This is a genomic window from Pedobacter cryoconitis (genome assembly GCF_014200595.1).
Taxonomy (GTDB): Bacteria; Bacteroidota; Bacteroidia; order Sphingobacteriales; family Sphingobacteriaceae; genus Pedobacter; species Pedobacter cryoconitis_C.
Genome location: NZ_JACHCG010000001.1, coordinates 2,137,845 through 2,164,468, shown reverse-complemented (window position 1 = coordinate 2,164,468; position 26,624 = coordinate 2,137,845). Strand labels below are relative to the sequence as shown.

General features: G+C 37.8%; 29 protein-coding genes. 14 read left to right on the top strand and 15 right to left on the bottom strand.

Annotated elements, in window-relative coordinates; genetic code table 11:
* Both HDE70_RS09040 and HDE70_RS09035 read left to right on the top strand, forming a co-directional pair.
* Entirely contained in the window at positions 1–426 is a 426-nt protein-coding gene (locus HDE70_RS09040) for a hypothetical protein (protein WP_183889494.1), read from the top strand.
* A 10-nt stretch (positions 427–436) separates the two neighbouring features.
* Positions 437–1,453 (top strand): hypothetical protein, encoded by a 1,017-nt coding sequence (locus tag HDE70_RS09035; protein WP_183889492.1) that lies wholly within the window; start codon positions 437–439, stop codon positions 1,451–1,453.
* Positions 1,454–1,484: 31 nt separating this feature from the next.
* Here the strand turns inward: HDE70_RS09035 and mgtE are convergent, their stop codons facing one another.
* The 3 genes from mgtE to HDE70_RS09020 are packed head-to-tail and all read right to left on the bottom strand — an operon-like array spanning position 1,485 to position 4,619.
* On the bottom strand, positions 1,485–2,834 hold the full coding sequence (mgtE, locus tag HDE70_RS09030) for a magnesium transporter (RefSeq protein ID WP_183867106.1): 1,350 nt from the start codon (positions 2,832–2,834) through the stop codon (positions 1,485–1,487).
* 45 nt (positions 2,835–2,879) lie between these two features.
* Positions 2,880–4,004 (bottom strand): magnesium/cobalt transporter CorA, encoded by a 1,125-nt coding sequence (corA, locus tag HDE70_RS09025; RefSeq protein ID WP_183867107.1) that lies wholly within the window; start codon positions 4,002–4,004, stop codon positions 2,880–2,882.
* Between the two features lie 3 nt (positions 4,005–4,007).
* Positions 4,008–4,619 carry a WbqC family protein gene (locus tag HDE70_RS09020; protein ID WP_183889489.1) on the bottom strand — a complete coding sequence of 204 codons (612 nt, stop codon included), beginning with the start codon at positions 4,617–4,619 and terminating at the stop codon, positions 4,008–4,010.
* 106 nt (positions 4,620–4,725) lie between these two features.
* Here HDE70_RS09020 and HDE70_RS09015 point away from each other — a divergent pair, with 106 nt between their 5' ends.
* Entirely contained in the window at positions 4,726–5,751 is a 1,026-nt protein-coding gene (locus HDE70_RS09015; RefSeq protein WP_183889487.1) for a glycosyltransferase family 2 protein, read from the top strand.
* Here the strand turns inward: HDE70_RS09015 and aroQ are convergent.
* Entirely contained in the window at positions 5,726–6,145 is a 420-nt protein-coding gene (gene aroQ, locus HDE70_RS09010; protein ID WP_183867110.1) for a type II 3-dehydroquinate dehydratase, read from the bottom strand. The genes HDE70_RS09015 and aroQ overlap by 26 nt on opposite strands.
* Before the next feature lie 42 nt (positions 6,146–6,187).
* Here aroQ and xerD point away from each other — a divergent pair, with 42 nt between their 5' ends.
* On the top strand, positions 6,188–7,087 hold the full coding sequence (gene xerD / locus HDE70_RS09005) for a site-specific tyrosine recombinase XerD (protein WP_317617400.1): 900 nt from the start codon (positions 6,188–6,190) through the stop codon (positions 7,085–7,087).
* A gap of 1 nt (position 7,088) precedes the next feature.
* On the opposite strand, the gene prmC is transcribed toward xerD, so the two are convergent.
* On the bottom strand, positions 7,089–7,931 hold the full coding sequence (gene prmC, locus HDE70_RS09000) for a peptide chain release factor N(5)-glutamine methyltransferase (protein ID WP_183889485.1): 843 nt from the start codon (positions 7,929–7,931) through the stop codon (positions 7,089–7,091).
* 83 nt (positions 7,932–8,014) lie between these two features.
* Here prmC and ribD point away from each other — a divergent pair, with 83 nt between their 5' ends.
* The 5 genes from ribD to HDE70_RS08975 all read left to right on the top strand — a co-directional run bounded on the left by ribD (position 8,015) and on the right by HDE70_RS08975 (position 12,751).
* Positions 8,015–9,070: a bifunctional diaminohydroxyphosphoribosylaminopyrimidine deaminase/5-amino-6-(5-phosphoribosylamino)uracil reductase RibD gene (gene ribD / locus HDE70_RS08995; protein WP_183889483.1), complete on the top strand. Its 1,056-nt coding sequence runs from the start codon at positions 8,015–8,017 to the stop codon at positions 9,068–9,070.
* Positions 9,067–9,930, top strand: a complete 864-nt coding sequence (locus HDE70_RS08990) for a DMT family transporter (protein ID WP_183889481.1) — start codon at positions 9,067–9,069, stop codon at positions 9,928–9,930. The genes ribD and HDE70_RS08990 overlap by 4 nt, the downstream gene beginning before the upstream one ends.
* Positions 9,920–10,534, top strand: coding sequence for an IMPACT family protein (locus HDE70_RS08985; RefSeq protein WP_183889479.1), 615 nt, complete (start codon positions 9,920–9,922; stop codon positions 10,532–10,534). Before HDE70_RS08990 ends, HDE70_RS08985 begins: the two co-directional genes overlap by 11 nt.
* A 34-nt stretch (positions 10,535–10,568) precedes the next feature.
* Entirely contained in the window at positions 10,569–11,444 is an 876-nt protein-coding gene (locus HDE70_RS08980; RefSeq protein WP_183889477.1) for a nucleoside phosphorylase, read from the top strand.
* Positions 11,445–11,521: 77 nt separating this feature from the next.
* Positions 11,522–12,751, top strand: coding sequence for a multidrug effflux MFS transporter (locus tag HDE70_RS08975; RefSeq protein WP_183889475.1), 1,230 nt, complete (start codon positions 11,522–11,524; stop codon positions 12,749–12,751).
* A 15-nt stretch (positions 12,752–12,766) separates the two neighbouring features.
* Here HDE70_RS08975 and HDE70_RS08970 read toward each other — a convergent pair whose 3' ends face one another.
* Positions 12,767–13,579: a mechanosensitive ion channel family protein gene (locus HDE70_RS08970; RefSeq protein WP_183867117.1), complete on the bottom strand. Its 813-nt coding sequence runs from the start codon at positions 13,577–13,579 to the stop codon at positions 12,767–12,769.
* 133 nt (positions 13,580–13,712) lie between these two features.
* Here HDE70_RS08970 and HDE70_RS08965 point away from each other — a divergent pair, with 133 nt between their 5' ends.
* Entirely contained in the window at positions 13,713–14,033 is a 321-nt protein-coding gene (locus HDE70_RS08965) for a hypothetical protein (RefSeq protein ID WP_183867118.1), read from the top strand.
* Positions 14,034–14,095: 62 nt separating this feature from the next.
* Here the strand turns inward: HDE70_RS08965 and HDE70_RS08960 are convergent, their stop codons facing one another.
* Positions 14,096–14,488 (bottom strand): hypothetical protein, encoded by a 393-nt coding sequence (locus HDE70_RS08960; protein WP_183867119.1) that lies wholly within the window; start codon positions 14,486–14,488, stop codon positions 14,096–14,098.
* 17 nt (positions 14,489–14,505) lie between these two features.
* Positions 14,506–15,372, bottom strand: coding sequence for an RNA polymerase sigma factor RpoD/SigA (locus tag HDE70_RS08955; protein WP_183867120.1), 867 nt, complete (start codon positions 15,370–15,372; stop codon positions 14,506–14,508).
* A gap of 221 nt (positions 15,373–15,593) precedes the next feature.
* On the opposite strand from HDE70_RS08955, the gene HDE70_RS08950 reads away from it, so the two are divergent.
* Together HDE70_RS08950 and HDE70_RS08945 are read left to right on the top strand one after the other, a co-directional pair.
* Positions 15,594–16,055, top strand: a complete 462-nt coding sequence (locus HDE70_RS08950; protein ID WP_183867121.1) for an Lrp/AsnC family transcriptional regulator — start codon at positions 15,594–15,596, stop codon at positions 16,053–16,055.
* A 151-nt stretch (positions 16,056–16,206) separates the two neighbouring features.
* Positions 16,207–17,079 carry a lysophospholipid acyltransferase family protein gene (locus HDE70_RS08945; RefSeq protein WP_183867122.1) on the top strand — a complete coding sequence of 291 codons (873 nt, stop codon included), beginning with the start codon at positions 16,207–16,209 and terminating at the stop codon, positions 17,077–17,079.
* On the opposite strand, the gene HDE70_RS08940 is transcribed toward HDE70_RS08945, so the two are convergent.
* From HDE70_RS08940 to HDE70_RS08920, 5 genes are all read right to left on the bottom strand, one after another.
* Positions 17,076–18,581 carry a malate:quinone oxidoreductase gene (locus tag HDE70_RS08940; RefSeq protein ID WP_183867123.1) on the bottom strand — a complete coding sequence of 502 codons (1,506 nt, stop codon included), beginning with the start codon at positions 18,579–18,581 and terminating at the stop codon, positions 17,076–17,078. The two genes, HDE70_RS08945 and HDE70_RS08940, sit on opposite strands and share 4 nt — an antisense overlap.
* Positions 18,582–18,777: 196 nt before the next feature.
* Positions 18,778–20,022: a glutamate-5-semialdehyde dehydrogenase gene (locus tag HDE70_RS08935; RefSeq protein WP_183889472.1), complete on the bottom strand. Its 1,245-nt coding sequence runs from the start codon at positions 20,020–20,022 to the stop codon at positions 18,778–18,780.
* Positions 20,023–20,068: 46 nt separating this feature from the next.
* Positions 20,069–21,145: a glutamate 5-kinase gene (gene proB, locus HDE70_RS08930; RefSeq protein WP_183867125.1), complete on the bottom strand. Its 1,077-nt coding sequence runs from the start codon at positions 21,143–21,145 to the stop codon at positions 20,069–20,071.
* A gap of 33 nt (positions 21,146–21,178) precedes the next feature.
* Entirely contained in the window at positions 21,179–23,803 is a 2,625-nt protein-coding gene (locus HDE70_RS08925; protein WP_183889470.1) for an MGH1-like glycoside hydrolase domain-containing protein, read from the bottom strand.
* Positions 23,804–23,855: 52 nt separating this feature from the next.
* A complete protein-coding gene (locus tag HDE70_RS08920) occupies positions 23,856–24,203 on the bottom strand; it encodes a hypothetical protein (RefSeq protein ID WP_183867127.1) in 348 nt (115 codons plus the stop codon).
* 147 nt (positions 24,204–24,350) lie between these two features.
* Between HDE70_RS08920 and HDE70_RS08915 the strand changes: the two genes are divergently transcribed.
* The gene (locus HDE70_RS08915; RefSeq protein ID WP_260160197.1) at positions 24,351–24,803 is read left to right on the top strand and encodes a DoxX family protein; all 453 of its coding nucleotides are present in this window, start codon (positions 24,351–24,353) and stop codon (positions 24,801–24,803) included.
* A 220-nt stretch (positions 24,804–25,023) separates the two neighbouring features.
* Positions 25,024–25,458: a YtxH domain-containing protein gene (locus tag HDE70_RS08910; protein WP_183867128.1), complete on the top strand. Its 435-nt coding sequence runs from the start codon at positions 25,024–25,026 to the stop codon at positions 25,456–25,458.
* A 74-nt stretch (positions 25,459–25,532) separates the two neighbouring features.
* Here the strand turns inward: HDE70_RS08910 and HDE70_RS08905 are convergent, their stop codons facing one another.
* Positions 25,533–25,844: a hypothetical protein gene (locus tag HDE70_RS08905; RefSeq protein ID WP_183889468.1), complete on the bottom strand. Its 312-nt coding sequence runs from the start codon at positions 25,842–25,844 to the stop codon at positions 25,533–25,535.
* A gap of 2 nt (positions 25,845–25,846) precedes the next feature.
* A complete protein-coding gene (locus HDE70_RS08900; protein ID WP_183889467.1) occupies positions 25,847–26,563 on the bottom strand; it encodes a pirin family protein in 717 nt (238 codons plus the stop codon).
* Between the last annotated feature and the right edge of the window lie 61 nt (positions 26,564–26,624).

Sequence of the window (26,624 nt, the reverse complement as noted above, 5' to 3'; positions counted from 1 at the left end):
ATGAAGAAATACTTAATCCTTATTGCGCTCCCGCTTTTTTTTAGCACGTATTGTGCAGCACAAACATTTCAAGGCAGCAGTATGTTCTCGTTTTGGAAAGATGCTGCTGTTTCACATCCGCAGATCTTAAAGAAAAATGGCTTTAAAGAGGTTTATGGTGGCCCGAGAAAAGCAGGTGGATTTTTATATTTGTATCATCATAAAATTGCGCAGGAGTACTTGTTTATTTACTATACTCCGGCAATGACCACAGAAACTATCAGTTACTTAGTTCCAACAAAGACAAAGTATCAAAAGCTGACCGGCGTTGATCAAAAGACTTTTTTAAGAGGAGAAAAGATAATCTCCAGTGGAACTACCCGTTATGAGGACGGTAAAAAATATTACCAGGTTACTTACCTTTGTGAGTCCTGCAATCTAAACTAATATAAACAAAATGGCGAAAACCTACTGGATTAACGAAGCTGATACCCTGACTATTTACCCGGCGAGAATGGCGCGCAGAATCAGTATAATTTATCTGATTGCATTTACTGTGCTGAATATTACTTTATTCCTGACCGATACTTTAACCAACGTTTCTACGCTGTTGATATTTGAAGGCCTGATTGTATTGCTTGCACTTGTTTTATACGGGAGCGGCGAGCGAAAAGCTATCTTTGATGGGGATAGCAGGCAATTATATACCAGGGTATTCGGAATAACAACCAATAGTATTCCTTTTGATCAGATTGCGACAATTACTCCCTATGATACGATGGGGGCTATAAGTTATAAGGTGTTTTCCAAGGAAAACAGACATGGGAAAGGAATTCTTATTTCTTGTGGTTATTCCAAATTAACGAATAAAAACCTGATCGCTTATGAGGAAGAAGTTTTACCGAGGATCAATGAGCTTGTGTTCTCTAATCGTCCCCTGCATGTTAAATCACCCGTTTTTGATTTTCAGTTCTTTAAAGAAGAAAATGGAATTTATAAGGTGCTTTTTAACAAAACAGGTGGTCTTATTCTAGGAATATTACTAATTGCGCTGACTTTTGTTATCCTGGCTTATCCGGATTTTATGAATGACAGGGAAACTTATAAAAGATTAATGGTTACTTATCTTCCTTTAGTATTGGGTGCGGTTTTCGTAAATGCGTTTTTCACTTCTGTAAGTTTTGATCAGGGTAACCGCCAGATTATCTATTCAACTTTAGGTGGTGCTATTCGAAAGACTTATTCATTTGATGATTTTATCCAGTTTTTGATTGTTCGTAAGTCTATGAACTTTATCTATACCGGTACAGAAGTAAAGGCTATTCTTGATCTTCCTGGTCAGGGAAAGACCAGGCAATTGATTTTGATTAATTTCAGAAATACTAAAAAGATCGAACGCTTTATTGACGAAGCAAATACTATTTTGGGTCTTTTTGACTATTCTCCTTCACAGATTAATATGGACGACGAATAAGCTGCTTTGTACTAAAGCAGCTTTTACCAACTTAAAGCAATAATTTACTGGCCATTCCGAGTAAAAGTAAAAAGCCAAATACGTCGGTAAAAGTGGTGATGATGATAGATGAAGCAATTGCAGGGTCGATACCTACTCTTTTCAGCATAAGTGGTATCCCCGCTCCTGTTACACCTGCAATAACCAGGTTGCCTGTCATTGCCAGAAAAATAACAAGCCCTAATAATGGATTTGCATCAAATACAAGAGCAAAGATGAAAACAATTAATCCGGTTACGGCACCGTTGATCAGACCTACAGTAAATTCTTTTAAGACGGTCCGGTAAGCTTGATTATCAGTCAAATCGTATAAGGAAATCCTCCTGACAGTTACAGCCAGTGCCTGAGTTGCTGCATTACCCCCCATTCCTGCAATAATAGTCATGTAAGCAGAAAGCACTGCAATTTTAGCAATGGTTGGTTCGAAGTGCCTGACCACTGCCGAAGCCAGAAAAGCAGTTCCTAAATTGATAATTAACCAGGGTAGTCTTGATTTTACGGCCTCTACCCAGTTACCACTTAATTCTTCATCTTCTGATACTCCGGATATTTTCAGAATGTCTTCTGTGTTTTCATCTTCTAAAACGTCAATAACGTCATCGAAAGTTACTCTCCCCAATAGTTTCATCTGGTTGTCCAGAACAGGAATACTGGTAATATTATATTGAGAAATCAGTCTTGCTACTTCTTCCTGATCTGTATCCGGACTTACCCAGGCCACATCAGACTTCACAAGTGAAGTGATTTCTACATTGCCTTTAGCTTTGATAATATCTTTTAAGGAGACAATTCCCTGGAATACGTTGTTTTCATCTACCACAAAAATGGTATAGAATTCTTCAATTTCCTCACTTTGTCTGATGATCTCGTCAATAGCATCCTTTTTCTTCAGGTGAAGCTGAATCCGGATAAACTCCGTGTTCATCAGCCCTCCTGCTGTATCTTCATCGTAACTCAGCAGGTTTCTGATATGAGAGGCGTCATCTTCACTCAGGTCTTCAAGGATCTCTTTTTGCTCGTGTTCTTCTAGTTGCGAAATAATATCTGTCGCATCATCGTAATCGAGTTCTTCTACAATCTCTGTACGCTTATCCGGATGAAGCTGGAAAAGTAATTCTTCAGGGTGCGCTTCCTCATGCATCTCGGCAAAAATCTCTGATGCAGTTTCAACGGGAAGAAGGTTGATAATACGCTGTCTGTCCTCTTGTGTCAGGCTTTCAAATAAGATGGCAATTTCGGACGCGTGATATTCATCCAGAATTACAGCTAATTGATTATCGCTGCCATTGAGGGCGGATTTTATTCTGGTAACATCAGATTTGTCTAGTTCATAGGATTGCATGCCAGGCTAAGGTAATTATATTTTCTCTTTTATGACCGCTGACATTTACTTAAACCATCCTTTTCGCCAAAAATAGATAACCTGAAGCACTGCAATAACTACCATAATCAACATCGTATACAAATATCCGTGCGAAGCGTACAGCTCGGGCATATTGTAAGGCATAAATTTATGAGTTACCGGATCTTCTTTGGCAAAATTCATTCCGTAGACTCCGGCAATAAAAGTAAGTGGGATAAATATGGAAGAAATGATCGTGAGTACTTTCATGATTTCATTCATCCGGTTACTGATAATTGATAGATACATATCAATATTACTGGCCGAAATCTCTTTCAGAGACTCCACTATATCAATAACTTGTATACAATGATCATAAGCATCACGAATATAGGGTTTGGTTTGCTCAGTGATCAGATGACTATCACTGCGAAGCATATCATTTAGTTTGTCTCTTTCTGGCCATGCAACTCTGCGTATATTAATTAAGTTTCTTTTGATCAGCTGAACGTCGAACATAAAACTCTTATCCGGTTTATCAAACAGGCGATCTTCTATCAGGTCAAGCTCTTCGCTCCAGAAACTAAGGATTTCAAAATACTTATCTACAACAATATCCATGAGTGCATACATAATGTAGCTGCTCCCCGAAATCCTGATATTCCCCTTGCCTGCTTTTAACCTTTGGATAACCGGGCTAAAACAGTCAGAATAGTTTTCCTGAAGAGTAATCAAGGCATTATCTGTCAGGATAAATGATAATTGCTCGTTTTCCAGATTCTTTTCTTCATCGAGCAAAAGCATTCTGCTGACCGCGAAAACATAATCATCGTATTCTTCTAGTTTTGGTCTTTGATAGGATCTTGTAATATCTTCAAGGATCAACCGGTTGACATGAAGTTCACTGTTTAAGGTTTCGAATAATTCCGGAGATCCGAATCCCTTTATTTCTATCCAGAAAGTGAAATTCTTATCTGCCAGCAACTGAGCAATCTGATTGATATTGGGAAGCTCTTTCGTTTCATAAGTTGTTGCATTGATCTTATGAAGTGTAATTACTGGTTTTAGTGAATTTTCATCAATATATACTACTCCCGGACTGGAGCCCGCCAGAGGTATTTTTAAACGTTTTTTCTTTTTACGTGATTTGCCTTTTTTATCAATGCCCATATTTTAAAGATAGTTTTTGGTCTGAGGACCTTGATTGAATAACAAATCAACGATACTCATGTTTGGCATAAATCCCATTCTATCTTCGAATACTTGGAAATAAGGTTTTGCAGGGGTAATCAATTCAGGTTCTTTGAAATGAAGTTTAAGCCTGTAATCATTTTCAGGAGCTATTTCTTTAACGTATTCTGTAGTGAAATTAAAATCTGCCGGTTTTTTTAGTTGTTTGAAGATCCACTCTAATATTTCCAGATTATAGTCAAAAAGGAACTCAAATTTCTTGTTATAGAAAACTGCGAGTTCATCTTCATAATATTCGAAGTAGGCAGAATTCCGGTAACAGCTTTCTAAGCTTAACCAGTGCAGGCGCTGCCATTTAAAATCATAACTTATTTTTACATCTTTGACCTTTGTATGGTATTTTGAACCTTTAATTACTGGCAGAAACAAGTCTAAAGCACCATTTGGTGAATAAATTCTGGTTCTGTTACGGTAAGTTTGTTTAGGAAAATGTTCTTCCTTTTCTAAAATGAATTCGTAATTATGAGCGTTTAAAGCAGAGAAATAACTTACAGGAGGAAGATAAAAAAGAGGAAATATAGCTGGATTGTGCATTGGTTAATTTATGTTTGCATTTTCAATCAGGCAAAATAATGATAAAAAAGGCTTTTTTCCTATTTGATCTCCATTTTTTTATGAACGTAAACGAGAAATTAAGCTAATGTCAGAGCCGAGTGTAGCTGTTGTGATCCTCAATTGGAATGGAAAACAATTATTGTCTGATTTTTTACCCGGAGTAGTTAAAACCAGGTATACGAATCTTCAGTTAGTTGTAGGTGACAATGCATCCACAGATGGATCTGTGGATTATGTAAGAGCCAATTTTCCTGAGATACAGATTATTGTGAATGATCATAATTATGGATTTGCAGAGGGCTATAACCGGATTCTTAAACAGGTAAGTGCCGATTATTATGTTTTACTGAATTCTGATGTAGAGGTTCCTGAAAACTGGATTGAACCTGTCATTAAGGCAATGGAAGCGGATTCTCGTATCGCGGCTGCTCAGCCTAAAATTAAATGGCAGAAGAATAAAACTCAATTTGAATATGCTGGTGCTGCGGGTGGTTTTCTGGATATTAATGTTTTTCCTTTTTGCAGGGGAAGGATTTTTGATCAGGTAGAAGATGATTTAGGGCAATATAACGATTCTAAAGAGATCTTCTGGGCAAGTGGTGCAGCCTTTTTTATTAAAAGAGCACAATGGGAAGAAACGGGAGGTTTAGATCCTGATCTTTTTGCGCATATGGAAGAAATTGACCTTTGCTGGCGTTTAAAGAACCTCGGATATCATATTATTTATTGTCCTGATGCGGAGGTTTACCATGTTGGTGGAGGCACTTTAGCGACAAATAGTCCTTATAAAGTGTTTTTGAACTTTAGAAATAACCTGATGATTATGCAAAAGAACCTTCCTGCGCTGGAAGCGGTATGGAGTATAACCCTCAGGATGACTATTGACTTTGTAGCCTGGATACAGTTTCTGATTAAGGGAGAAACCAAATTCGCATTTGCTGTGAATAAGGCACATTTTCAGTTCTTAGCCAACCTTAGAAAGACGGGCGCTAAAAGAGCTAAAACGCAATTAGCCTACTCCAAACACACCGGCGTTTATCATTCCAGTGTGGTCTGGAGTTTTTTTATAAAGGGAATCAGAAAGTTTAGCCAGCTAAAAGACTTTCGATAGCCAGACGATAGCCGTCTAATCCGAAACCGGTTAATACGCCTTTGCAGTTTTTTCCGGTCAGAGAAACGTGACGGAATTCTTCTCTGGCATAAATATTAGAGACATGTACTTCTACGACTGGTGTATTGATGCCCGAAATTGCGTCCGCAATGGCTACTGAAGTATGTGTATATCCTCCGCCGTTTAAAATAATACCATCGAATGAAAAGCCAACTTCATGTAATTTGTTGATCAGCTCCCCTTCTACGTTACTTTGGAAATATTCGAGTTCTATATATTTGTATTTGTCTTTTAATTCTGTAAAGTATCCTTCGAAACTTTTGTTTCCGTACACTCCTGGTTCGCGTATGCCCAGCAGATTTAAATTAGGTCCGTTAATAATCTGTATCTTCATCCTTTCAAACTTAGACTTAAAAACTAATAAATAAAAATTCGAGTGATTAATTATCCTTACTATAATGCATTCAGGGCCTACTTAAAACTGGAACGCGGACTTTCTGAAAACTCTGTCGATGCCTACCTGAATGATGTTGCCAAGCTGTTTCAGTATTATGAAGTTATTGGTAAGGATTTTTCTGTTAAAAGTATAACTGATAGCGTATTACATGATTTTGTTAAATGGTTGAGTGAGCTTGGTATGCTGGCTAATACGCAGGCCAGGGTCATCTCTGGATTAAAGTCTTTCTTCAATTATCTGATGCTGGAACAATTAATTGATATTGATCCTGCTCAGCAACTGGACTCTCCTAAATTAAGCAGAAAGCTTCCTGATATATTGAATGTGATAGAAATTAATGCTTTGGTTGAGGCTATAGATGCTTCTAAACCAGAAGGGATGAGAAACAAAGCAATTTTGGAAGTCTTGTATGGTTGTGGACTAAGGGTAACTGAACTGATAACCCTTCGTATTTCAGACCTGAACCCTACGCAGGAATATATTAAAGTAACTGGTAAAGGAAATAAGGAAAGGATTGTCCCTATTGGAGCAGTTGCGCTGAAGTATATTGATATTTATCTAAGCCAGGTTAGGGTACATTTGGCCATTAAAAAGGGAAATGAGGACTATATATTCCTGAATAGAATGGGTTCAAGGTTATCCAGGATTTCTGTATTCACTATGATTAAAGCATTGGCAGTTGCCATAGGTTTACAAAAGACGATCAGTCCGCATACCTTCAGACATTCTTTTGCAACTCATTTGATTGAAGGTGGTGCAGATCTGAGGGCTGTACAAGAAATGTTAGGCCATTCAAGTATTACTACCACAGAGGTGTATACGCATTTGGACAAAGATTATTTAAGAGGTATAATCACACAGTTTCACCCTAGAACGTAATTTATAAATTGCATAAAATCATGCGGTCTTTACCTTGCATGTCTTGTTTTAAGATAATGTCAGTGAATCCTTTAGCAGAAAGCATCTCTACTGTTTCCTTACCTAGATACTCGTTAATTTCAAAAAATAATTTCCCTTTTGGATGCAGATTGATCAGTGCGAAATCTGCGATGCCTTTGTAAAATAATAAAGGATTTTCATTGCTCACAAATAAAGCCAGATGTGGTTCGTAATCCAAAACATTCTGATGCATTTCTTTTTTTTCGTTTTCAGTAATATATGGTGGATTACTTACAATCAGGTCGTATTTGGACGGACTGCTATAAGTCAGGATGTCTGAATGAATGAAATTAACAGCAGCTGTATTAGTTATTGCATTTTCCGCGGCCACTTTTAATGCCTCAGCAGAAACATCAAGTGCGGTTACTTCTACTTGTTCAAGGTTCTTTTTTAAAGTAATCGCAATACATCCGCTGCCGGTACCAATGTCCAATATGCTGGAAACGGGTTGTGTTTTTACTGTATCCAGAATCCACTCTATTAATTCTTCTGTTTCGGGTCTTGGAATCAGGACAGCTTCAGTGACTTTAAATTTAAGCCCGTAGAACCATGCTTCTGCAAAGATGTGCTGCATCGGCCTTCCCTTTTTCAGTTCCAGCAGGATATAGTTATAAGCTGAAGATTGTTCCGCGCTTAATTGCGTCGTTGCATTGATTAGTAATTGACTCCTGTTCCATTCAGATATTTGTCCGGCTGCCAGGCAAAACAATTGCTTTGCTTCTTCCCCATCATACAGTGCGGATAGTTCTTTGATAAAGTATTGTTCTAATTGCTTAACATTCATTAAATGCAAAAGTATTAATAAATGTTGCATCTCTGTGGTCGAAATATTTCAATAGCTCATAAATTGAAGCTATTTTTGTCCATATGAGCGATGAATTGTACATGAAACGCTGTCTGGAGTTAGCAGAAATGGGGAACGGTCAGGTAAGCCCAAATCCATTAGTAGGTTGCGTAATTGTCAGCGGAGGAAAGATTATAGGAGAAGGTTATCATCAGAAATATGGTCAGGCTCATGCTGAAGTGAATGCTATCCGTTCTGTTACAGACCGGTATGGTGAACAGGCGGCAGAATTATTAAAAAATGCGGTTGCTTATGTAAGTCTTGAACCTTGTGCTCATTTTGGGAAAACACCTCCATGTGCTGATTTACTGATTCGCCATCAACTAAAAAAGGTAGTGATTGGTAATCGTGATCCTTTTCCTGACGTAGATGGCAAGGGGATTGAAAGATTAAAAAATGCAGGCATTGAAGTAGTTTCCGGGGTGCTTGAAGCAGAGTGTTTTGAAGTGAATCGTCGTTTTTTTACAAGAATTGCTCAGCAGAGGCCTTATATTATCTTGAAATGGGCCAGAACAGCGAATGGATACTTTGCACCTAAGAATTCTGTGCAGCAGTGGATCAGTGGCCCGCTTTCAAAAAAGCTGGTTCATAAATGGAGAACGGAGGAAGATGCCATTTTAGTTGGTAAACAGACTGCAATTGCAGACAATCCTGCCCTTAGTGCAAGGGAATGGCCGGGGAAAAACCCAATCAGGATTGCTATTGATCGTAAACTTGAAATACCAGCAGATAGTCAATTATATAATACAGATGCTAAAACCATTATATTCAACGAACAGAAAACGAGTGTAGAGGGGAATATCCATTTTATTGAAATGGAAGATATGCAATATTATCTTCCGCAGAAGATCGCTTATCAATTGTATTTGATGGATATACAATCTATTATTATTGAAGGTGGTGCGAATATTCTGAACCAGTTTATCTCTTCTGGATTATGGGATGAGGCCAGAGTCTTTAATTCCTCTTCAAGCTGGGATACTGGAATACATTCCCCTGTGATCAATGGAAACATTATATCAGTTACGCAAGTAGATAAAGATCAGTTAACTATATATAAAAATTACAATAATAAATGATATACATATTACTCAGTATCAGCTGTAGTGTAACCGTAGCAGTCTTGCTAAAACTGGCAAAACGCTATAATATTCATGTGCTGCAAGCGGTAATGTGGAATTACCTGGCGGCCATAATTCTAAGTTATATTTTCTTCAGGCCAGAATTGGTTCAGCTTGTAGCGGTGCCGACTACACTTGCTATTGCAATTGGTGTATTATTACCTGTCTTATTTCTTATCCTTGGGGCATCTGTCAGAAACATAGGAATAGTGAAATCAGATATCGCACAGCGTTTGTCTTTATTTATCCCTATTCTGGCTTCGTTATATCTTTTCGGAGAAAACTTTGGAGGATTAAAGGTTGCCGGACTTTTAGTCGGTTTTTTAGCTATTGTACTCACGCTTTCCCGTAAGTCGACTGTGAAGACGGAAACAAACTCTTATGTTTATCCCATTCTGGTCTTTATTGGATTCGGGCTGATTGATGTCATGTTTAAAAAACTGGCATTGGATAAGTCTATTCCTTATACCAGTACATTAATGGTTATTTTTTGTATCTCGTTTATAATCGCGGCAGTTATTTTAGGATATGTTGTTTTAGTCAGAAAGAAAAAAGTTGAATTGATCAATTTCTTTTGTGGTATTGTATTGGGATGCTTCAATTTTGGAAATATCCTGTTTTATATGAAAGCTCACCGGGCAATGGCCGACAATCCTTCTACGGTATTTGCTGCAATGAATATGGGGGTAATTATTCTAGGGAGTATAATTGGTATAGTCTTGTTTAAAGAGAAAGTCAGTAAGTTGAATTATGTCGGTATAGCCATGGCTCTTGCGGCCATTTTACTGATTACATTATCGCAAAAATATGCTGTTTGATGATACCTATAAGACGATAGATCATCCCGCAGAAGGAACCTTTAAAGATAAAGGGAGTAAATTTATCGCTTTTGCCTATCCGCTGCTTTCAGAAAATGATGTTAAAGCACATTTGATGAAATTAAGAGCTGAACATACAAAGGCCAACCATTTCTGTTATGCTTACCGCCTTACGCCTGATAAAAGTGTTTATCGTGTAAATGATGATGGTGAACCCTCTGGTACAGCTGGCAGACCTATTTTAAATGCCTTGTTATCAGCTGGTCTGACCAATATACTGATCATTGTAGTTCGCTATTTTGGAGGTACATTACTTGGAGTTCCTGGTTTAATCAACGCTTATAAATCTGCTGCTGTAGAGGCAGTTAACATGGCTGTGATTGTTGATAAGACGGTTAACGATATTTATGAGATTAAGTTTGATTACCTGGTCATGAACGATGTGATGCGTTTGGTGAAGGAAGAACAGCTGACTGTTCTTAATCAACAGTTTGATAATGAATGTACCATCAGATTTGAAGTTAGAAAATCCCAATTGAATAAAGTTTTACAAAGAGTCGAAAAACAGTCAGGTGTTGAAATAAAATACCTTGGCACTGTTTAAAACCTTAATTTAGAATATCATTAACCCAATTACCATGCAAAAATTATCAGAAGCAGACTTAGTCATCAATCCGGATGGAAGCATTTACCATTTAAATATACTTCCTGAAGATGTCGCGGATACAGTAATTACTGTAGGCGATCCTGACAGGATCTCAGAAATAACTAAACATTTTGACCGTATTGAGCTTAAAAAAGGAAAAAGAGAGTTTTTAACGCACACAGGTTATATCGGTACGAAACGTATTACTGTAATTTCTACAGGAATCGGTACTGACAACATAGATATCGTTTTCAATGAGCTGGATGCACTGGTCAATGTAGATTTCAAAACCCGTGAGGTGAAAGAAAAGTTAACTTCATTAGCTATTATCAGAGTTGGGACTTCGGGAGCTGTACAGCCTGACCTGCCTATGGGAACTATCCTTGCTTCTACTTTCGGACTTGGTCTGGATGCTTTAATGCATTATTATGTTCATGGAGTACCAGATGAAGAAAAAGGTCTTTTTGAACATGTAAAAACACATTTCCAGGATTTACATGCTGTAAACCCCTACCTGACTTCGGCAGATCCAGTATTGCTGAATACGATAGGAAAAGGAATGGAACAGGGAATTACAGTAACAGCGCCTGGCTTTTATGCGCCTCAGGGTCGTCAGGTAAGAGCTCAGAATGCAGTGCCTGATTTTATTCAGAAACTGAATACTTTTAAGTATGAAAACTATAGAATTACAAATCTTGAAATGGAAACTGCCGGTATTTATGCATTGGCGAAAGTTCTTGGACATAAGGCACTTTCTGTTAACGCTATCTTAGCGAGCAGGGTAAATTATCAGTTTAGTAAAGATCCGAATTCAGTTGTAGATAAGGCTATTAAGCTTGTCTTAGAAAGAATTACAGCTTCTAATTAATTACGAATTCAGCACCTGTTCAATCAGATGGGTGCTGAATAATATCAATCGCGAAATTCTCTTCGCAATCACCTTCAATGACAAAAAAAAAGCACTTCTTCCTTATTCTTCTATTAGGTTCACTAACTGCATTGGGCCCATTTTCTATCGATATGTATTTGCCGGGTTTTCCTGCAATTGCTAAAGATTTAAATACTTCAATTGCACGTGTTTCCTTATCATTATCTGGGTTTTTCATAGGAATTTCCCTCGGACAGTTACTTTACGGGCCATTGTTAGATCGTTTTGGCAGAAAGAAACCGTTGTTTATCGGATTGGTTATTTATATCCTTGCTTCTTTAGGTTGTGCCTATACTACAAGTATTGATGCATTAATCGTACTCAGGTGTGTACAGGCGCTGGGTAGTTGTGCTGCCGCTGTAGCCTCAATTGCTATGGTCAGAGACTTATTTCCTGTCCATGAGAATGCCAAAGTGTTTGCCTTATTATGGTTGGTTGTAGGAGTTTCTCCGATGATTGCGCCAACCGTTGGTGGTTATATAACTTCTACTTATGGCTGGCACGCTGTATTCCTGGTGTTAATGTTATTAGGGCTGCTAAACCTTATTGCAAGTGTTTTTGGACTTCCTGGAACTTATAAGCCTGATACCACAATTTCTTTAAAGCCGAAACCTATTATAATGGGGTTCCTTGCTGTTTTAAAAGAGCCACAGTTCTATACTTATGCCTTTACAGGAGCTGTAGCATTCGGAGGGCTCTTCGCTTATATATCGGGCTCTCCCCTGTTATTTATGAAGATTTTTGCTGTAAGTGAGAAAACTTATGGCTGGATATTCGCTTTCTTATCAATCGGTTTAATTGGTGCCAGCCAGGTCAATACACTGATGCTTAGAAAATACAGCAGTGAGCAGCTTATATTTGGAGCATTGACCTGCCAGGCGATTACTGGTATTGTATTTTTGATTGGTAGCGTCAATGGTTGGTTTGGCCTGACAGAAACAATCATTTTACTATTTATATTCTTAAGCTGTCTTGGTTTTGCCAGTCCAAATGCGTCTGCCCTTACATTAGCCCCATTTACTAAAAATGCAGGCAGTGCATCAGCTTTAATGGGAGCAATTCAGATGGGGCTGGGTACATTAGCTTCGGTTGTTGTAAGTTTGTTTGATGCACATTCATCAGTACCGATGGTATCTATTATGGCTTCAACTTCAATTCTTGCTTTAGCTATTCTTTATTTTGGAAGAAAAAATATCAAACATAAGGTCGAACTGGACAAAGATAGCGCAGTCATATCTTTTCATTAAAACGGACCGGATCAGTTATTTGGGGGTAATACCCGGAAGCGGGATACCCCCTTTTTTTAATGCTTCCATCAGTTTTTCCTGAAAAAGGAGTTTAGCATCATTGAACCCATGTGATTTTAACCAGACACTGATCATTACTTTATATCCTGTTTCTTCCAGTAGTGAAATTCCTATCCGATGGGCAGGATCTTTTAGTAAGTCTGATGAATCATTGATGGTTTGTGTAACCAGCTTAAACAGCTGATCATAATCTATACCATAACTAAACTTAACTTCAATATCGAGCCTCCGGCTTCCTTTAGTGCTGATGTTGATAATAACTTCGTTTGATAGTTTTCCATTGGGTATAACTACTGCTCTGTTATCAAAAGTGGTAACTGTGGTATAAAAAATCTCAATATCAGTTACAGTTCCTTCCTGACCTTGTGCAATAATATTGTCTCCGACCCTGAACGGCTTAAGCATCAGGATAAGTACTCCGCTTGCAAAGTTCTGTAATGTGCCTGATAAAGCCAGACCTGCTGCAACTCCTAAAGCACCAATTAATGCTGCAAATACTGTCATCTGTATGCCGATAAACTGCATTACTGTGAACACAAGTAAAACGCGCAGTGCTGTGACAGAAAGGCTGATGAAAAAAGGTTTTAAAGAAGGATCAACATCCTTATTATAAAATCTTTTTTTGATCCATCGGGAGAAAATTTTAATGAGCCATAATCCAACTGATAAGGCTGCTATTCCTATAAGAATGTTAGGTCCTTTTTCTACAAGCCACGTAATCGCCCTATCATAAAGTAAGTCACTATTGTTCTGATTAGCTAATTTCATAATTGAATCTTTAAATTCTTATTTGATTAAATAATAACGTGATCCCAATCGAAAAGTTTAAGATTTTCCAGGATTACAAAACAAAAAGGTGGCACGGATGTTGAATTCATATAGTAGAAATAATAGAGAACACATGTTAAACAAAATCACTCATAACTTAACCATTTTAGCCGCTAAGAAGATTTTGACTACCAATAATGCAGAAAATCTGGGTACAGCTAAACGGCTGGTATCAATTATAGCCGGCGCTTATATTTTTCAAAGGGGTATCAGATGTTTTTATAAGCATCCGGTAATAGGTTTACAAGAAACCTTTTTGGGAGGTTTCCTGATGTATGAAGCTGTAAAGGGTATTAAAGATACATATCCAGCAAGACCAACTGACCCTTCGCAAATACGGAGAAATCAAATTCAGGGAAATGACCCAAACTCATCAGTTCCGGCATTTGTTTAATCTGACATGTCAGCAAGCAAGCACAGTGTACGGGTAACTCAATTATTTCATTAATGACTGAGTTACCTGTTTTCAGCTCTGATCATCATTTTACCAAGCCTTTCATAAAATACCGCAAGGTTACCCATTTCCAGGTGAAAGATTTTGCAATGTTTATAGACATACGCTTCCCGTTCACATAAATACATTTTATCATCCAGATACTTTAACATATCTATGATCCGGATATGTAAGGCATAAACCTGGCAAAGGTGAAAGTTCAGGTATTTGTCTGCATGACTTCCAAAAATCAGGATATCCCTTGAAGCTGAACATTTAATACGCTGTAATTCGGCCGAAAGATAATGCGCTTCACTCAATTCTTTTAATGGCCTTTCGGTATTTTCTATTTTATAGACCAGTCTGGTCAGCAAATCAAGTTCATTATAGCTTTCTGCTAAGTATAAATATGGCATAAGTTTTCTCTTTTGATTTATAAATTTCCATTTCTCTTAGCGGCTTTTTCCTTGCGGAGCTTTAATCTCAGCTTTTTTATTCCACAGTCTTTTAATTGCCTGATGCGTTCTCTGCTTAATTTGAAAATCAAAGCGATATCATCAAGTGATAAAGGTTGCATTCCTTTTAAGCCAAAAAACAAACTCAATACTTTTTCTTCTCTTTTGGTTAAGATCTTTAAAAGTTGTGTAGCCTCTATCCTGTCAGAATCAACAATCAGCAAATGATCAGGATATGGCTGATGAGCTGGAGTTACTTCTAATAATGTATTACTAAAATCTGGTTTCATCGTTTCATCCAAAGACATACATCTGCGTACCTTACTTAAATAACCGGCTACCTGCTGAGTTTTAATATCCATTTCCCCTGCAATTTCGTCTGTAGTCGGCAGCCGTTCCAATCGCTGTTCCAGACAAGCTATGGTGCCATTTATTTTAGTAATGGAATTGATCATATTCAGTGGTAAACGAATAACACGTGTTTGTTGTGAAATAGCCAGCATAATAGCTTGTCTGATCCACCATACCGCAAAGGAAATAAACCTGAACCCTTTTGTGTCATCAAAACGAGAGGCGGCTTTAATCAAGCCCAGATTGCCCTCATTAATTAAGTCACCCAGGCTTAACCCACGATGCTGATACTTTTTTGCTACTGAAATTACAAATCTCAGGTTCGTCTTTACTAAACGGTCCAGCGCAACCTGATCCCCATGCCTGATTTTGATTGTGAGCTGGATTTCTTCTTCAATCGTGAGCAATGCTATTCTGCCCACTTCCAGAAGATATCTGTTTAGTGATTCCATGTCTCTGCCCATGATAGCACAATTGATCTTTAATTCTCTCATATATTTAGGTTATTGAGTAAAGTTGTAGATAAGAATCGAATAAAGAAAGTTGATGCTATTAATCCGATAAAATAACGATTATAAGGATGTAAACCGAAAATAATTCATTTAAACTCTATTTTATTGCTAGTAAACCGTAGAATAAAAAGTTTATCTAAGGTTAATCTATTTAATTAAATAAACATTAATGCGTTATATTCACGAATTACAAAAACATAATTATGGAGAAGAAGCTTGACACGATAGATATTTCTATTCTTAAACTTTTACAGGAGGATAATTCACGTCCGCACAAACAAATTGCTGGAATTATAAATATATCAACTACTACTATTTGTGATCGTATAAAGAGATTAAAGACAAGAGGTTATATTGTAACTTCAGTAGCGGTACTGAGCCGCAGGAAATTAAACCAGGAGGTTCTGGCTTTTATTCATCTCAAGCTGAGTCACTGTTCTGATGAAATCATTAATACATTTAAAGAAGAGGTTTCCCGGATCAAAGAAGTCTGTGAGTGCTGTACAATTACTGGTGAGTATAATATTAAGCTGAAGATTGTGACTACCGATAATACTTCCTTTTCAGGCATACAAAGAAACATAGCCAACATCAAAAATGTACAGGCGCTTGAAAGTTATCTGGTCCTCGATAATATCATTACTGATACCGGATTCAATTTTTAAGTGAATAAACCGGCTCTGGAGAATAAAATCGGGAGCCGGTTTAAGATCCGGTCATCTGAACTCATCTTAAACGGGTAAACCACTGAATTTCTGAAAAAATGTAACCTAAGAAGGAGGAAAAAAAATTAAGTTTGTACCTTAATCAATATTAATGTTAAAAAAGGCCGCTTCTTACCTAGCAATATTTTTTATTTATCTGCTTTCATTATTGCCATTACCAGTGCTATATGCAATTTCTGATTTTGTATATTTACTGATTTACTATGTTTTAGGATATCGCAAAGCTGTAGTCAGATTAAATCTTAAAAATACTTTCCCTGAAAAGGACGAAAAAGAACTTCTGGCTATAGAAAAGGAATTCTACAAATATCTTTCAGGGCTTATTTTTGAAATTATTAAAATGGCAACCATCTCTGAAGGTCAATTGCGCAGACGTTTTAAATTCAAGAATATTGAACTCATTAATGCCTATTTTGAACGTGGCGAAAGTGTTCTGGCCTGTTCTGGTCATTATGGTAATTGGGAATGGGGAGCGTTGTCTATCGGACTTGTTTTGAAATGCGATACTTATGCCATTTATAAACCTCTTTCCAACAAGGTCTTTGATGATTTTTTTCAAAGAATAAGAACCAGGTTTGGAAATAAAGTTGTACCCATGCGTCAAACTTTAAGGGTGTTAACAGAAACTAAAGGAAGGCCAACTATGTTTTTATTTGGCAACGACCAGGCGCCCCCAAAAAGTGAATCTCATTACTGGACTACCTTTCTGAATCAGCAGACTTCAGTTCAACAGGGAATGGAGAAAATAGCTATAAAAACAAACAGACCAGTATTTTATATTCAGCTTACCAAAGTGAAAAGAGGATATTATGAGGTAGAATGTATGCCTATATGCCCTGACCCTGCTGGAACGCCAATCAATGAAATAACCCAGAAGCATACCCACCTGTTAGAAAAACTAATTGAAGACGAGCCTGCTTACTGGTTATGGAGTCATAAAAGATGGAAACATCAGCCTGATTAATCAGTAAGCTGAAGATTAAGTGCGTGTGTAGTCTGTGCACGAATATTCCTGCAAAGCTGTGGATCATCGCTTAAAGTCTTGCCATAAGAAGGAATCATTTGTTTTAGCTTAGTCTTCCATTCTTCACTTTCCATCTCTTCTTTAAAACAACGTTTCATTAAGCTGATCATAATAGATACTGCGGTTGAAGCACCCGGTGAAGCACCTAATAAAGCGGCAATAGAGCCGTCTCCGGCAGCAACCACTTCAGTACCAAATTCAAGGATACCACCGTGTTTTTCATCTTTTTTGATAACTTGTACACGCTGACCTGCGGTTTCTAACTCCCAGTCTTTCATTTCAGCAGCCGGAAGATATTCTCTCAGTGCCTCCATGCGATCTTCAGGGGATTGTCTGACCTGATCTATAAGATATTTTGTCAATGGCAGGTTATCAAGACCTGCTGCGATCATCGGACGGATATTATTTGCTTTAATAGACAGCGGAAGATCCAGTAAGGACCCGTTTTTTAAAAAACGTGTAGAGAATCCTGCATAGGGACCAAAAAGTAAAGCCTTTTTGCCATCAATCATCCTGGTATCCAGGTGAGGAACAGACATTGGCGGAGCACCAACTGATGCCTTGCCATATACTTTAGCATGATGATGTTCAATTACAGCTGGATTCACACATTTTAACCATTGCCCGCTAACCGGGAAACCACCAAAACCTTTTCCTTCAGGAATATCAGATTTTTCTAATAAAGGAAGAGAACCACCACCAGCACCAATAAAAACAAATTTAGCTTTTACTGTTTTTCTTTTGCCAGTTTCTTCATCCTTAACTTTAACTTCCCATAAACCATCTTTTTGTTTCAGTTTACGTACTTCCTGATTGAAATCCATGGCCACATTAGGCTTGCTTTGCAAAGTAGTCAGCATCATCCTGGTTAAAGCACCAAAATTTACATCTGTACCCAGCATCATCCTTGTTGCTGCTACTTTTTCCTCAGGATTCCTTCCTTCCATTACCAGAGGCATCCATTGCGCCAGTTGTTCAGGATTTTCAGAATAAGTCATCTCTTTGAACAATTCACACTCCTGTAAATTGTTAAATCGTTTATTCAAAAAGGCAACATTATCTGCTCCCCACACAAAACTCATGTGTGGAATACTTTTAATAAAAGTCTCAGGAGAGTTAACCAGTTTATTCTGTACCAGAAATGACCAGAATTGTTTCGATACTTCAAAGGATTCAGCAATCGCTACAGCCTTATCTGTTTCTACTGTACCATCTGCTAATTGAGGGGTGTAATTTAATTCACAAAAGGCCGAATGCCCCGTTCCTGCGTTATTCCAGGCATCAGAACTTTCTGCTGCCGCGACATCAAGCCGTTCAAAAATTTGTATAGTTAAATCCGGTGAGAGTTCTTTGAGTAGTACACCAAGTGTTGCGCTCATAATACCGGCGCCAATTAACACGACATCAACTGCTTTATCTGAATTAGTACTTTTACTGGTCATGAAAGGATAGATAATTTATTCTCTTTATATCGGCCACAAAATTAATATAATGACCGGGAAAAGAGTCCTAAATTTCAATTTAATAAGTAATATTTTTACCAGTATCTGATAAAACATAAAATTGATCCTGATTCTGTTCTGATTTTAAGTTAGAATTGTCAGAATCAGGTCTTTTTAATGAAAATATGTGTTTAAATTAACGAATCTGCCCATTACCTCTGACTACCCATTTGTAACTTGTTAATTCTTTAAGTCCCATTGGTCCTCTTGCATGAAGTTTTTGAGTACTGATCCCAATTTCAGCGCCAAGGCCAAACTGTCCGCCGTCAGTAAAGGCAGTTGAGGCATTCGCGTAAACAGCAGCAGCATCTACTACATTCAAAAATGTAAGCAGTTGATTTTCATCCTCCGCAATTATAGCTTCACTATGTTTAGAACTATAAAGGGCGATGTGCGATAAAGCATCTTCCAGACTTGCTACTGTTTTAATAGCCATTTTGTAATCCAGAAACTCCGTTCCAAAATCTTCAGGACTGGAGTGATATAATAAACTCTCAGGATACAGGTCTTCCAGAGCTTCAAAGGCTTCAGGATCTGCATAAATTTGAACAGATTTTGCTGCCAGTGGTGCTATTAAAGTATAAAGATCATCTAAACGTTCTGTATGAATTAACAGGCAGTCCAGCGCATTACAAACACTTACTCTCCTGGTTTTAGCATTAAAAATAATTGCCTTGCCTTTTTCTTTATCGCCCGATAAATCAAAATAAGTATGGACTATCCCCGCTCCTGTCTCAATTACAGGGACATTGCTGTGTTCACGTACATAATTTATTAATGCCTGACTGCCCCTTGGGATCAAAACATCCACAAAACCTGTTGCATTTAAAAGTGCCGCAGTTGCTTCTCTTTCTGAAGGTAATAATACAGCGACATGAATATCTACGCTATGCTTAAGCAGAACCTGATGAATGATTTTAATTAGTGCCTGGTTAGAAAATTCAGCATCACTTCCTCCTTTTAATACGGCTACATTTCCTGTTTTGAAGCAGAGTGAAAAAACATCTAAAGTCACATTAGGTCTTGCTTCATAAATAACTCCTATCACGCCCAGGGGAACCCTGATCTTGGATAAATGTAAACCATTTGGAAGTGTATTCGCCTCCATGACTTCAGCAAGCGGACTTTCCAGTTGAGCTACATTTAATATTTCCTGTGTGATATCATTCAGCCGTTCTCTGGTTAATTTTAACCGGTCATATTTAGGGTCTTCAGCAGACATCCGTTTTAAATCCAGATCATTCGCAAATAATATATCTTCTGCAAACAGTTTCACATGATTAGCGAGATCTTTCAGAATTTCATTAACTGCCAGCTGATCTAAACGGCATAAGGTACGGCTCGCGTTTAAAGCGTTTTCAAAATATAACTGATATTCCATTTTCTTTTCATTTAGAGCCAATATGTTGTCATATTGGAATGCTGTATTAGCTTACAGCATAAAAATAATTATAATGAACTAAAGATTTATGTCCCTTTTGTCCTATTCTTTCTTTTGCTTTATCTGAACCGTAATCCGCTATTCCCAAACCTATCAGGTTTCCGTCTTCATCAAGCAGCCTGATAATATCTCCCTTTTGAAATGGAGAGAGTATTGCCGTGATACCAACTGGTAATAAGCTGCGTGCCTGACCAGAAATCAGCGCTTCTTCAGCTCCTTTATTCAGTTGAACACTTCCTGTGGCAGAATGCTCAGAATGTGCAATCCATTTTTTCTTCCCTGAGGTATTCTTTTCCGGTACAAAATAGGTATGTTCTGCTTTTTGAGCTATTAAATCAGTTAGAATATTGTTTCGGGTGCCATTGGCAATATAAACCGGGATACCCAGTTTTGCAACTTTTTGTGCCATTCCCAATTTAGTGACCATCCCACCTCTGCCTAAGCCAGATTTTGTCGTATTGATGAATGAACCAATATGATCATCCTTTCTGATTTCTCTGATCACACTGGAAGCCGGAGCTTTTGGATCGCCATTGTAAATACCATCTACATTAGAAAGGATAATCAAAGCATCTGCTTCCAGCATAGAAGCCACCAGCCCTGCCAGTTCATCGTTATCTGTAAACATTAGTTCCGTAACAGATACAACATCATTTTCATTGATCACAGGAATAACCTGATGTTTCAATAAAATGGACAAACAATTTTTAATATTTAAATAATGCTTGCGGTCACGAAAATCCTCTTTGGTGACCAGTACCTGCGAACAAAGCATCTGCTGTTTCTCAAACAGGGACAGGTAAGTATTAATCAGTTTAATTTGTCCGATAGATGCTAAGAGTTGTCTTGCTGCAACAGCATCTTGTTTTTCAGATATCCTGATCATACTTCTGCCAGCGGCAACAGCACCAGAAGAAATGACAACTACTGCAATACCAGCCTTTTTAAGGCTGACGATTTGAGCAACAAGGTGTTCAATGCGGGCATGATCAGGCAGTCCATCAGGTTGCGTGAGGACATTTGAACCGATTTTAACAACGATTCTTTTATAGGCAACAGCCATAGTTTATTGAGCGTAAAGGTTATAAATAAAAAACTAAAGAAGAGCAATCAAGCCTGTCCAGCCAGTCTGATGACTAGCGCCAAGCCCTTTACCATTATCGCCATTGAAATACTCATGGAATAATATATAATCTTTAAAATGAGGGTCATGGTTAAACTTAGGGTTCCCACCCGATACGGGTCGTTCACCGTCCTCATTTTTCAGGAAAATACACTTTAACCTTTTACTTAATAAAGCTGCGATTTCTTTAAGACTTAGAAATTCGCCGGAACCAGTTGGACATTCCACTTTAAAATCATCGGTGTAATACTCCTGGAAATTTTTAAGAGATTCAATGATCAGATAATTGACAGGCATCCACATGGGGCCTCTCCAATTACTATTCCCGCCAAACATTCCTGAATCGCTTTCAGCAGGAATATATTTTACAGTATAATCCATGCCATCCAGCTGGTAATTAAAAGGATAGGCACAGTAGGCTTTGGAAACAGAACGAATACCATAATCTGAAAGAAATTCATTCGGATCGAGCATGCGTTTCAGTAATAATTTCATCCGGTGTCCTCTTAACAGGGAAAGTAAATGCTGATTATTTCCTTTGGTATCTGTCCAGTGACTTACCAGTTGAACCAAGTCAGGTCTTTGAAGCATAAACCACTCCAGGCGCTCTTTTAATTTCGGCAGCTTACCCCATTTACTCTCATCAAATACAATCTGGGCAAACATTGGGATCAGGCCAACTAAACTTCTCAGGCGCAATCGGTCAGCAGATCCGTCTGGTCTTCTGAGCATATCATAATAAAAACCATCCTCTTCATCCCACAGTCCGATAGCATCCTCTCCCATATTGGAAATTGAACCTGCGATATATAAAAAGTGTTCAGAAAATTTGATAGCCATACTTTCAAATACGTCAAAATGCAGCGAAAGCTCCATACTGATTTGCAGCATATTTAATGCATACATGGCCATCCAGCTGGTACCATCTGCCTGTTCCAGAAAACCGCCCCCTGGTACTGGCTGACTCCGGTTAAATACCCCGATATTATCGAGGCCAAGAAAGCCACCCTCAAAAATATTGTTTCCTTCGCTATCTTTCTGATTTACCCACCAGGTGAAGTTGAGCAGTAGTTTATTGAAAATTTCTACCAGAAAATTAATATCTCCTTCACCCTTAAGAGCTTTATCTGCCAGATATACATGCCAGGTGGCCATCGCATGAACCGGAGGGTTTACATCGCCAAAATCCCATTCGTAAGCAGGCAATTGTCCGCTTGGGTGCATATAATTGGCACTAACCATTAATCTTAATTGTTCTTTGGCAAAATCAGGGTCTAAAGGTGCAAAGCTGATGCAATGAAAAGCAAGATCCCATGCTGCAAACCATGGATATTCCCATTTATCAGGCATAGAAAGGATATCGTTAGCTACAAAATGTTTCCAGTGTGAATTTCTGCCAGTTCTTCTTTGTTTAGGAGGTGCTGGTTGTCCTGCGTCCCCATTCAGCCATCTATTGACATCAAAACTGTAAAATTGCTTGTTCCAGAACATCCCGGCCCATGCCTGACGCTGCATTGATTTTTCATCTGTATCGGTGGTCTCAGCTTGTTTAGCTGCATAAAAGGCGTCTGTTTCCTGAAGGCGCAATGAAAATATTTCATCAAAATCATTAAAGGGCTGTGACACTTTATCTTTGCTTAGCCTGATTCTGACGGTACTGCTTTCACCCGCTGGAATGGTTAAATGATACCAGATGCCTGCTTTTGTTCCTAGATTATCAGGATTAACAGCATTTTTATTTCCATTAACTATATATTCATTGATTCCGTCTTTGACATAACGACTCACATTATCAGCCTGATATAAACGTTGGTTATTGGTTTCATTATCTGTAAACAGAAATTTCGAATTCCCATCTGCATAACAATGATAATCCCCAATATGGTCTGATCTTAATAGTAAGGTGTGATTACCCTGATTCAAAATTTCAGGTTTAACCCCATGTTCTCCATCAAACCAGGTATTCCGGAACCATAGCTGAGGGATGATATCTAAAGTTACCGGAGCGGCAGATCTGTTAAATACAGTATATTTAATCAGCAGGTCCTCTTCTTTATTTTTAGCATATTCAATAAAAATATCTCCGTATTCATCATGATCGAACAAACCAGTGTCAATCAATTCAAATTCCGGTTCTGTTTTGCTCCTCTTTGCATTTTCACTCAAAAGTAATTCATAAGGAAAGGCTTGAAAAGGATATTTATACAGCATTTTCATGTAGCTGTGTGTAGGACTGCTATCCAGATGATAGTATAACTCTTTTACATCTTCTCCATGATTTCCCTCGGCATTGGTCAGGCCAAAAAGGCGTTCCTTAAGAATGGCATCTTTACCATTCCAAAGTGCAAGGCCAATACATAAGTTTTGCTGGTCGTCACTAAAACCCCCTATCCCTTCCTCACCCCACCGATAAGCTTTACTTCTGGCAGTATCATGGGTTGTATAGTCCCAGACCTCTCCATTATAGCTATAATCTTCTCTCACTGTGCCCCATTGACGATCAGATACATAAGGCCCCCACTTAAGCCAGTTGTTTTCTTGATTGTAATGGCTGCTGAGGCGCTGCTGTTCTGGATTAAGGTGTTCTTTGGAGTTCATATTTCAATAATAACGATTGTTAAACGAATTAAAGAAAGGATCACAGAATAGCTTAACTTTTTACAATATCAGTATCTTGAAGATCAACGATCATTGACGATATTTCAATGGTGAACCATTCCTGGAAAACTTTATAAGTACGTTTCTGAGGCCAGTCATTCTCATCTGTATGGTAGTCTCTAAGCTCATTTTTAAACAATTGATCAAAGTTTTTCTTTAACCAGCTTTCAATTTTTGCCTTTGTTTTTTGTTCCTTGATCAGATATACAGTCCCTTCATCATTATCAATTACAGGGAATTCAGGGTCTACATAGTTGATCCAGTCATAAAATGGTTTTTTCGCTTTGATCAGGACTGCATTCCTGTTGATGGTTTCGTAATATAATGTTGGCTCGATCATGTATAATTTATAAGTGTGCAAATTTATTTAATTTAATTTGTTATCGGGCATATTAATCCAATGGTTATAATAACAATATAATTAACCTTATATAGCTTGATATGCAGGAGATTATTTCGTACATTGATGTAACCAAAATATAACATCATGATGAACCTACTATCAAAAATTCAGGACTGGGGGGATCACCACCATCCGAAATGGCTGGACTATCTGAGAATAGTTTTAGGCATAACACTGATCTGGAAAGGAGTTGCATTTGCACTCAATTTACATGCGTTTACCGTCCTGATGGAAGATTCGGGTTTGGGGACAGCGGTGTCCATCAGTTTAATTGCACACTTAATTATAGCACTTCATATTATTGGCGGTCTGCTCATTGCTTTAGGGACACATACACGCCTGTTCTGCCTGTTAATTATCCCAATATTAATGGTTGCAGTTTTCTATGTTAATTTCCCACAGCAGCAAATATTCAGACCTTATTCAGAATTCTGGCTTTCATGCCTGGTCCTGGCCGGTTTGGTTTGCTTTCTGATTGAAGGAGACGGTGTACTGTCCATTGAAACAGTTAGAAAGCCTGTTACTTCTGAAAGCTAACAGATTCACCATTTATACTAACGGCCTTCTGATTAGTCGGGGGGCCTTTTTTTTTAAACTGTCTGATGCGGCCGGTAGGTTAAAAGCTTTTATATTATTTATTTTTCTCAAAAATCTAAAATGGACTGGTTTTTGAACAGTATAATCTGTAAGCATAATTACAACAAATCTGTTTACCAACTTGAAATTAATACAGTTTAATCATAAAAAACTAATTACCATGGATTACAAAAAATTAATTAATGACCACTTAGGCAAGCAAACTGATAAAACTCCTGTTGTTGTAGCTTTATTAGCTGGATTAGCAGTTGGAGCGGCCTTAGGTGTATTATTTGCACCAAGCAGCGGATCAGAAACCAGGAACCTGTTAGCAGATAAGACTAAAGATCTTGCAGATAATGCAAAGGATAAATTGCAGACTTATAAAGAAAAGCTAAAAGATGGTGCGGATCAAATAGCCGACACTGCAAAAAATAAATATCAGACTTACGGTGAAAAATTGCAAAACGGAGCCGATGAGCTTGTTGATTTAAAAGATAGAGCAGTTGAAACTGTAAAATCTAAATTCAACGATGCTAAAGATGATATCAAGGATGCTAAAGAAGAAATTAAGGATAAAGCGAATGCTGTAAAAAGCGATATAGAAAACGCTTAATTTATTCTGGTTAGAATAATAAACATAAAAAAACCGGCAGATAGCCGGTTTTTTTATGTTTATAGAATCAGGTTTTATTTCGCAGTATTTAGTGCGCCATGAATTTCCGCATAAAGTAACCCGCTCCCACCACCATAATGTGGAATAATATGTATTGCGGGATGTATTAATCTGATTTCCGTTTTCAACTTCATTTCTTCCAGTTCAGTTAATCCACCGCCAAGCAATATTACCTGGTAAGCATGAGATTTACATTTCGCAATAGCTTCTTCACAGTTGGAAACACCTTCAGCATGCCATAAACTCTCTGCATTTAACAACCTGAGTATAGTCTGTAAAATGTCTTCATGCGTGCCAATTACTAAAATCTCTGTCCTGTTTTCCATAATTAGAATTCCATTGGAACATCCATAATTAAAAATTCCGCATCCGCTGATGCCTGTATAATGAAATTATCTGTGTCCCAGATCCCAAAACCATCTCTGTTAGATAATGCCTGACCATTGATCTCAATATCACCTTCTAAAACAAAGATATAGGCACCATTTCCTTTTTTCTGCAACGAATAGTCTACCTGACTTCCTTTTTCCAGCTTTCCTAAATTGAACCAGGCATCCTGATGAATCCATACACCTGCATCATCTGGCTTTGGCGATAAGATCTGTACCAAAGTATTTGGTTTTTCAGGAGTATCAATTTTTACCTGATCATACCTTGGTTCAACGTTCCTTTTATTCGGGAATACCCATATCTGCAAAAATTTAACTGTCTGATCTTTATTTTTGTTATATTCTGTATGATAAATTCCGGTTCCGGCACTCATAACCTGGATCTCTCCTGGTTCAATAGTCCCTATATTACCCATGCTATCTTTATGTTCTAATGACCCAGATAAAGGAATAGAAATAATTTCCATATTATCATGTGGATGTTCTCCAAAACCCCTTCCTCCATCTACTGCATCATCATTTAAAACTCTTAATGCACCAAAATTTACTCTTTCAGGATTGTAGTAACTAGCAAAGCTAAAAGTGTGATAACTTTTTAACCATCCGTGATCTGCTCCACCTCTTGAGGTTGCAGTATGCAAAACTGTTTGTGCCATATTCTTATTCTTTTGGTTTGTTATACAAATTTACTTCCAATAATCCTGCTGCATCTTACCA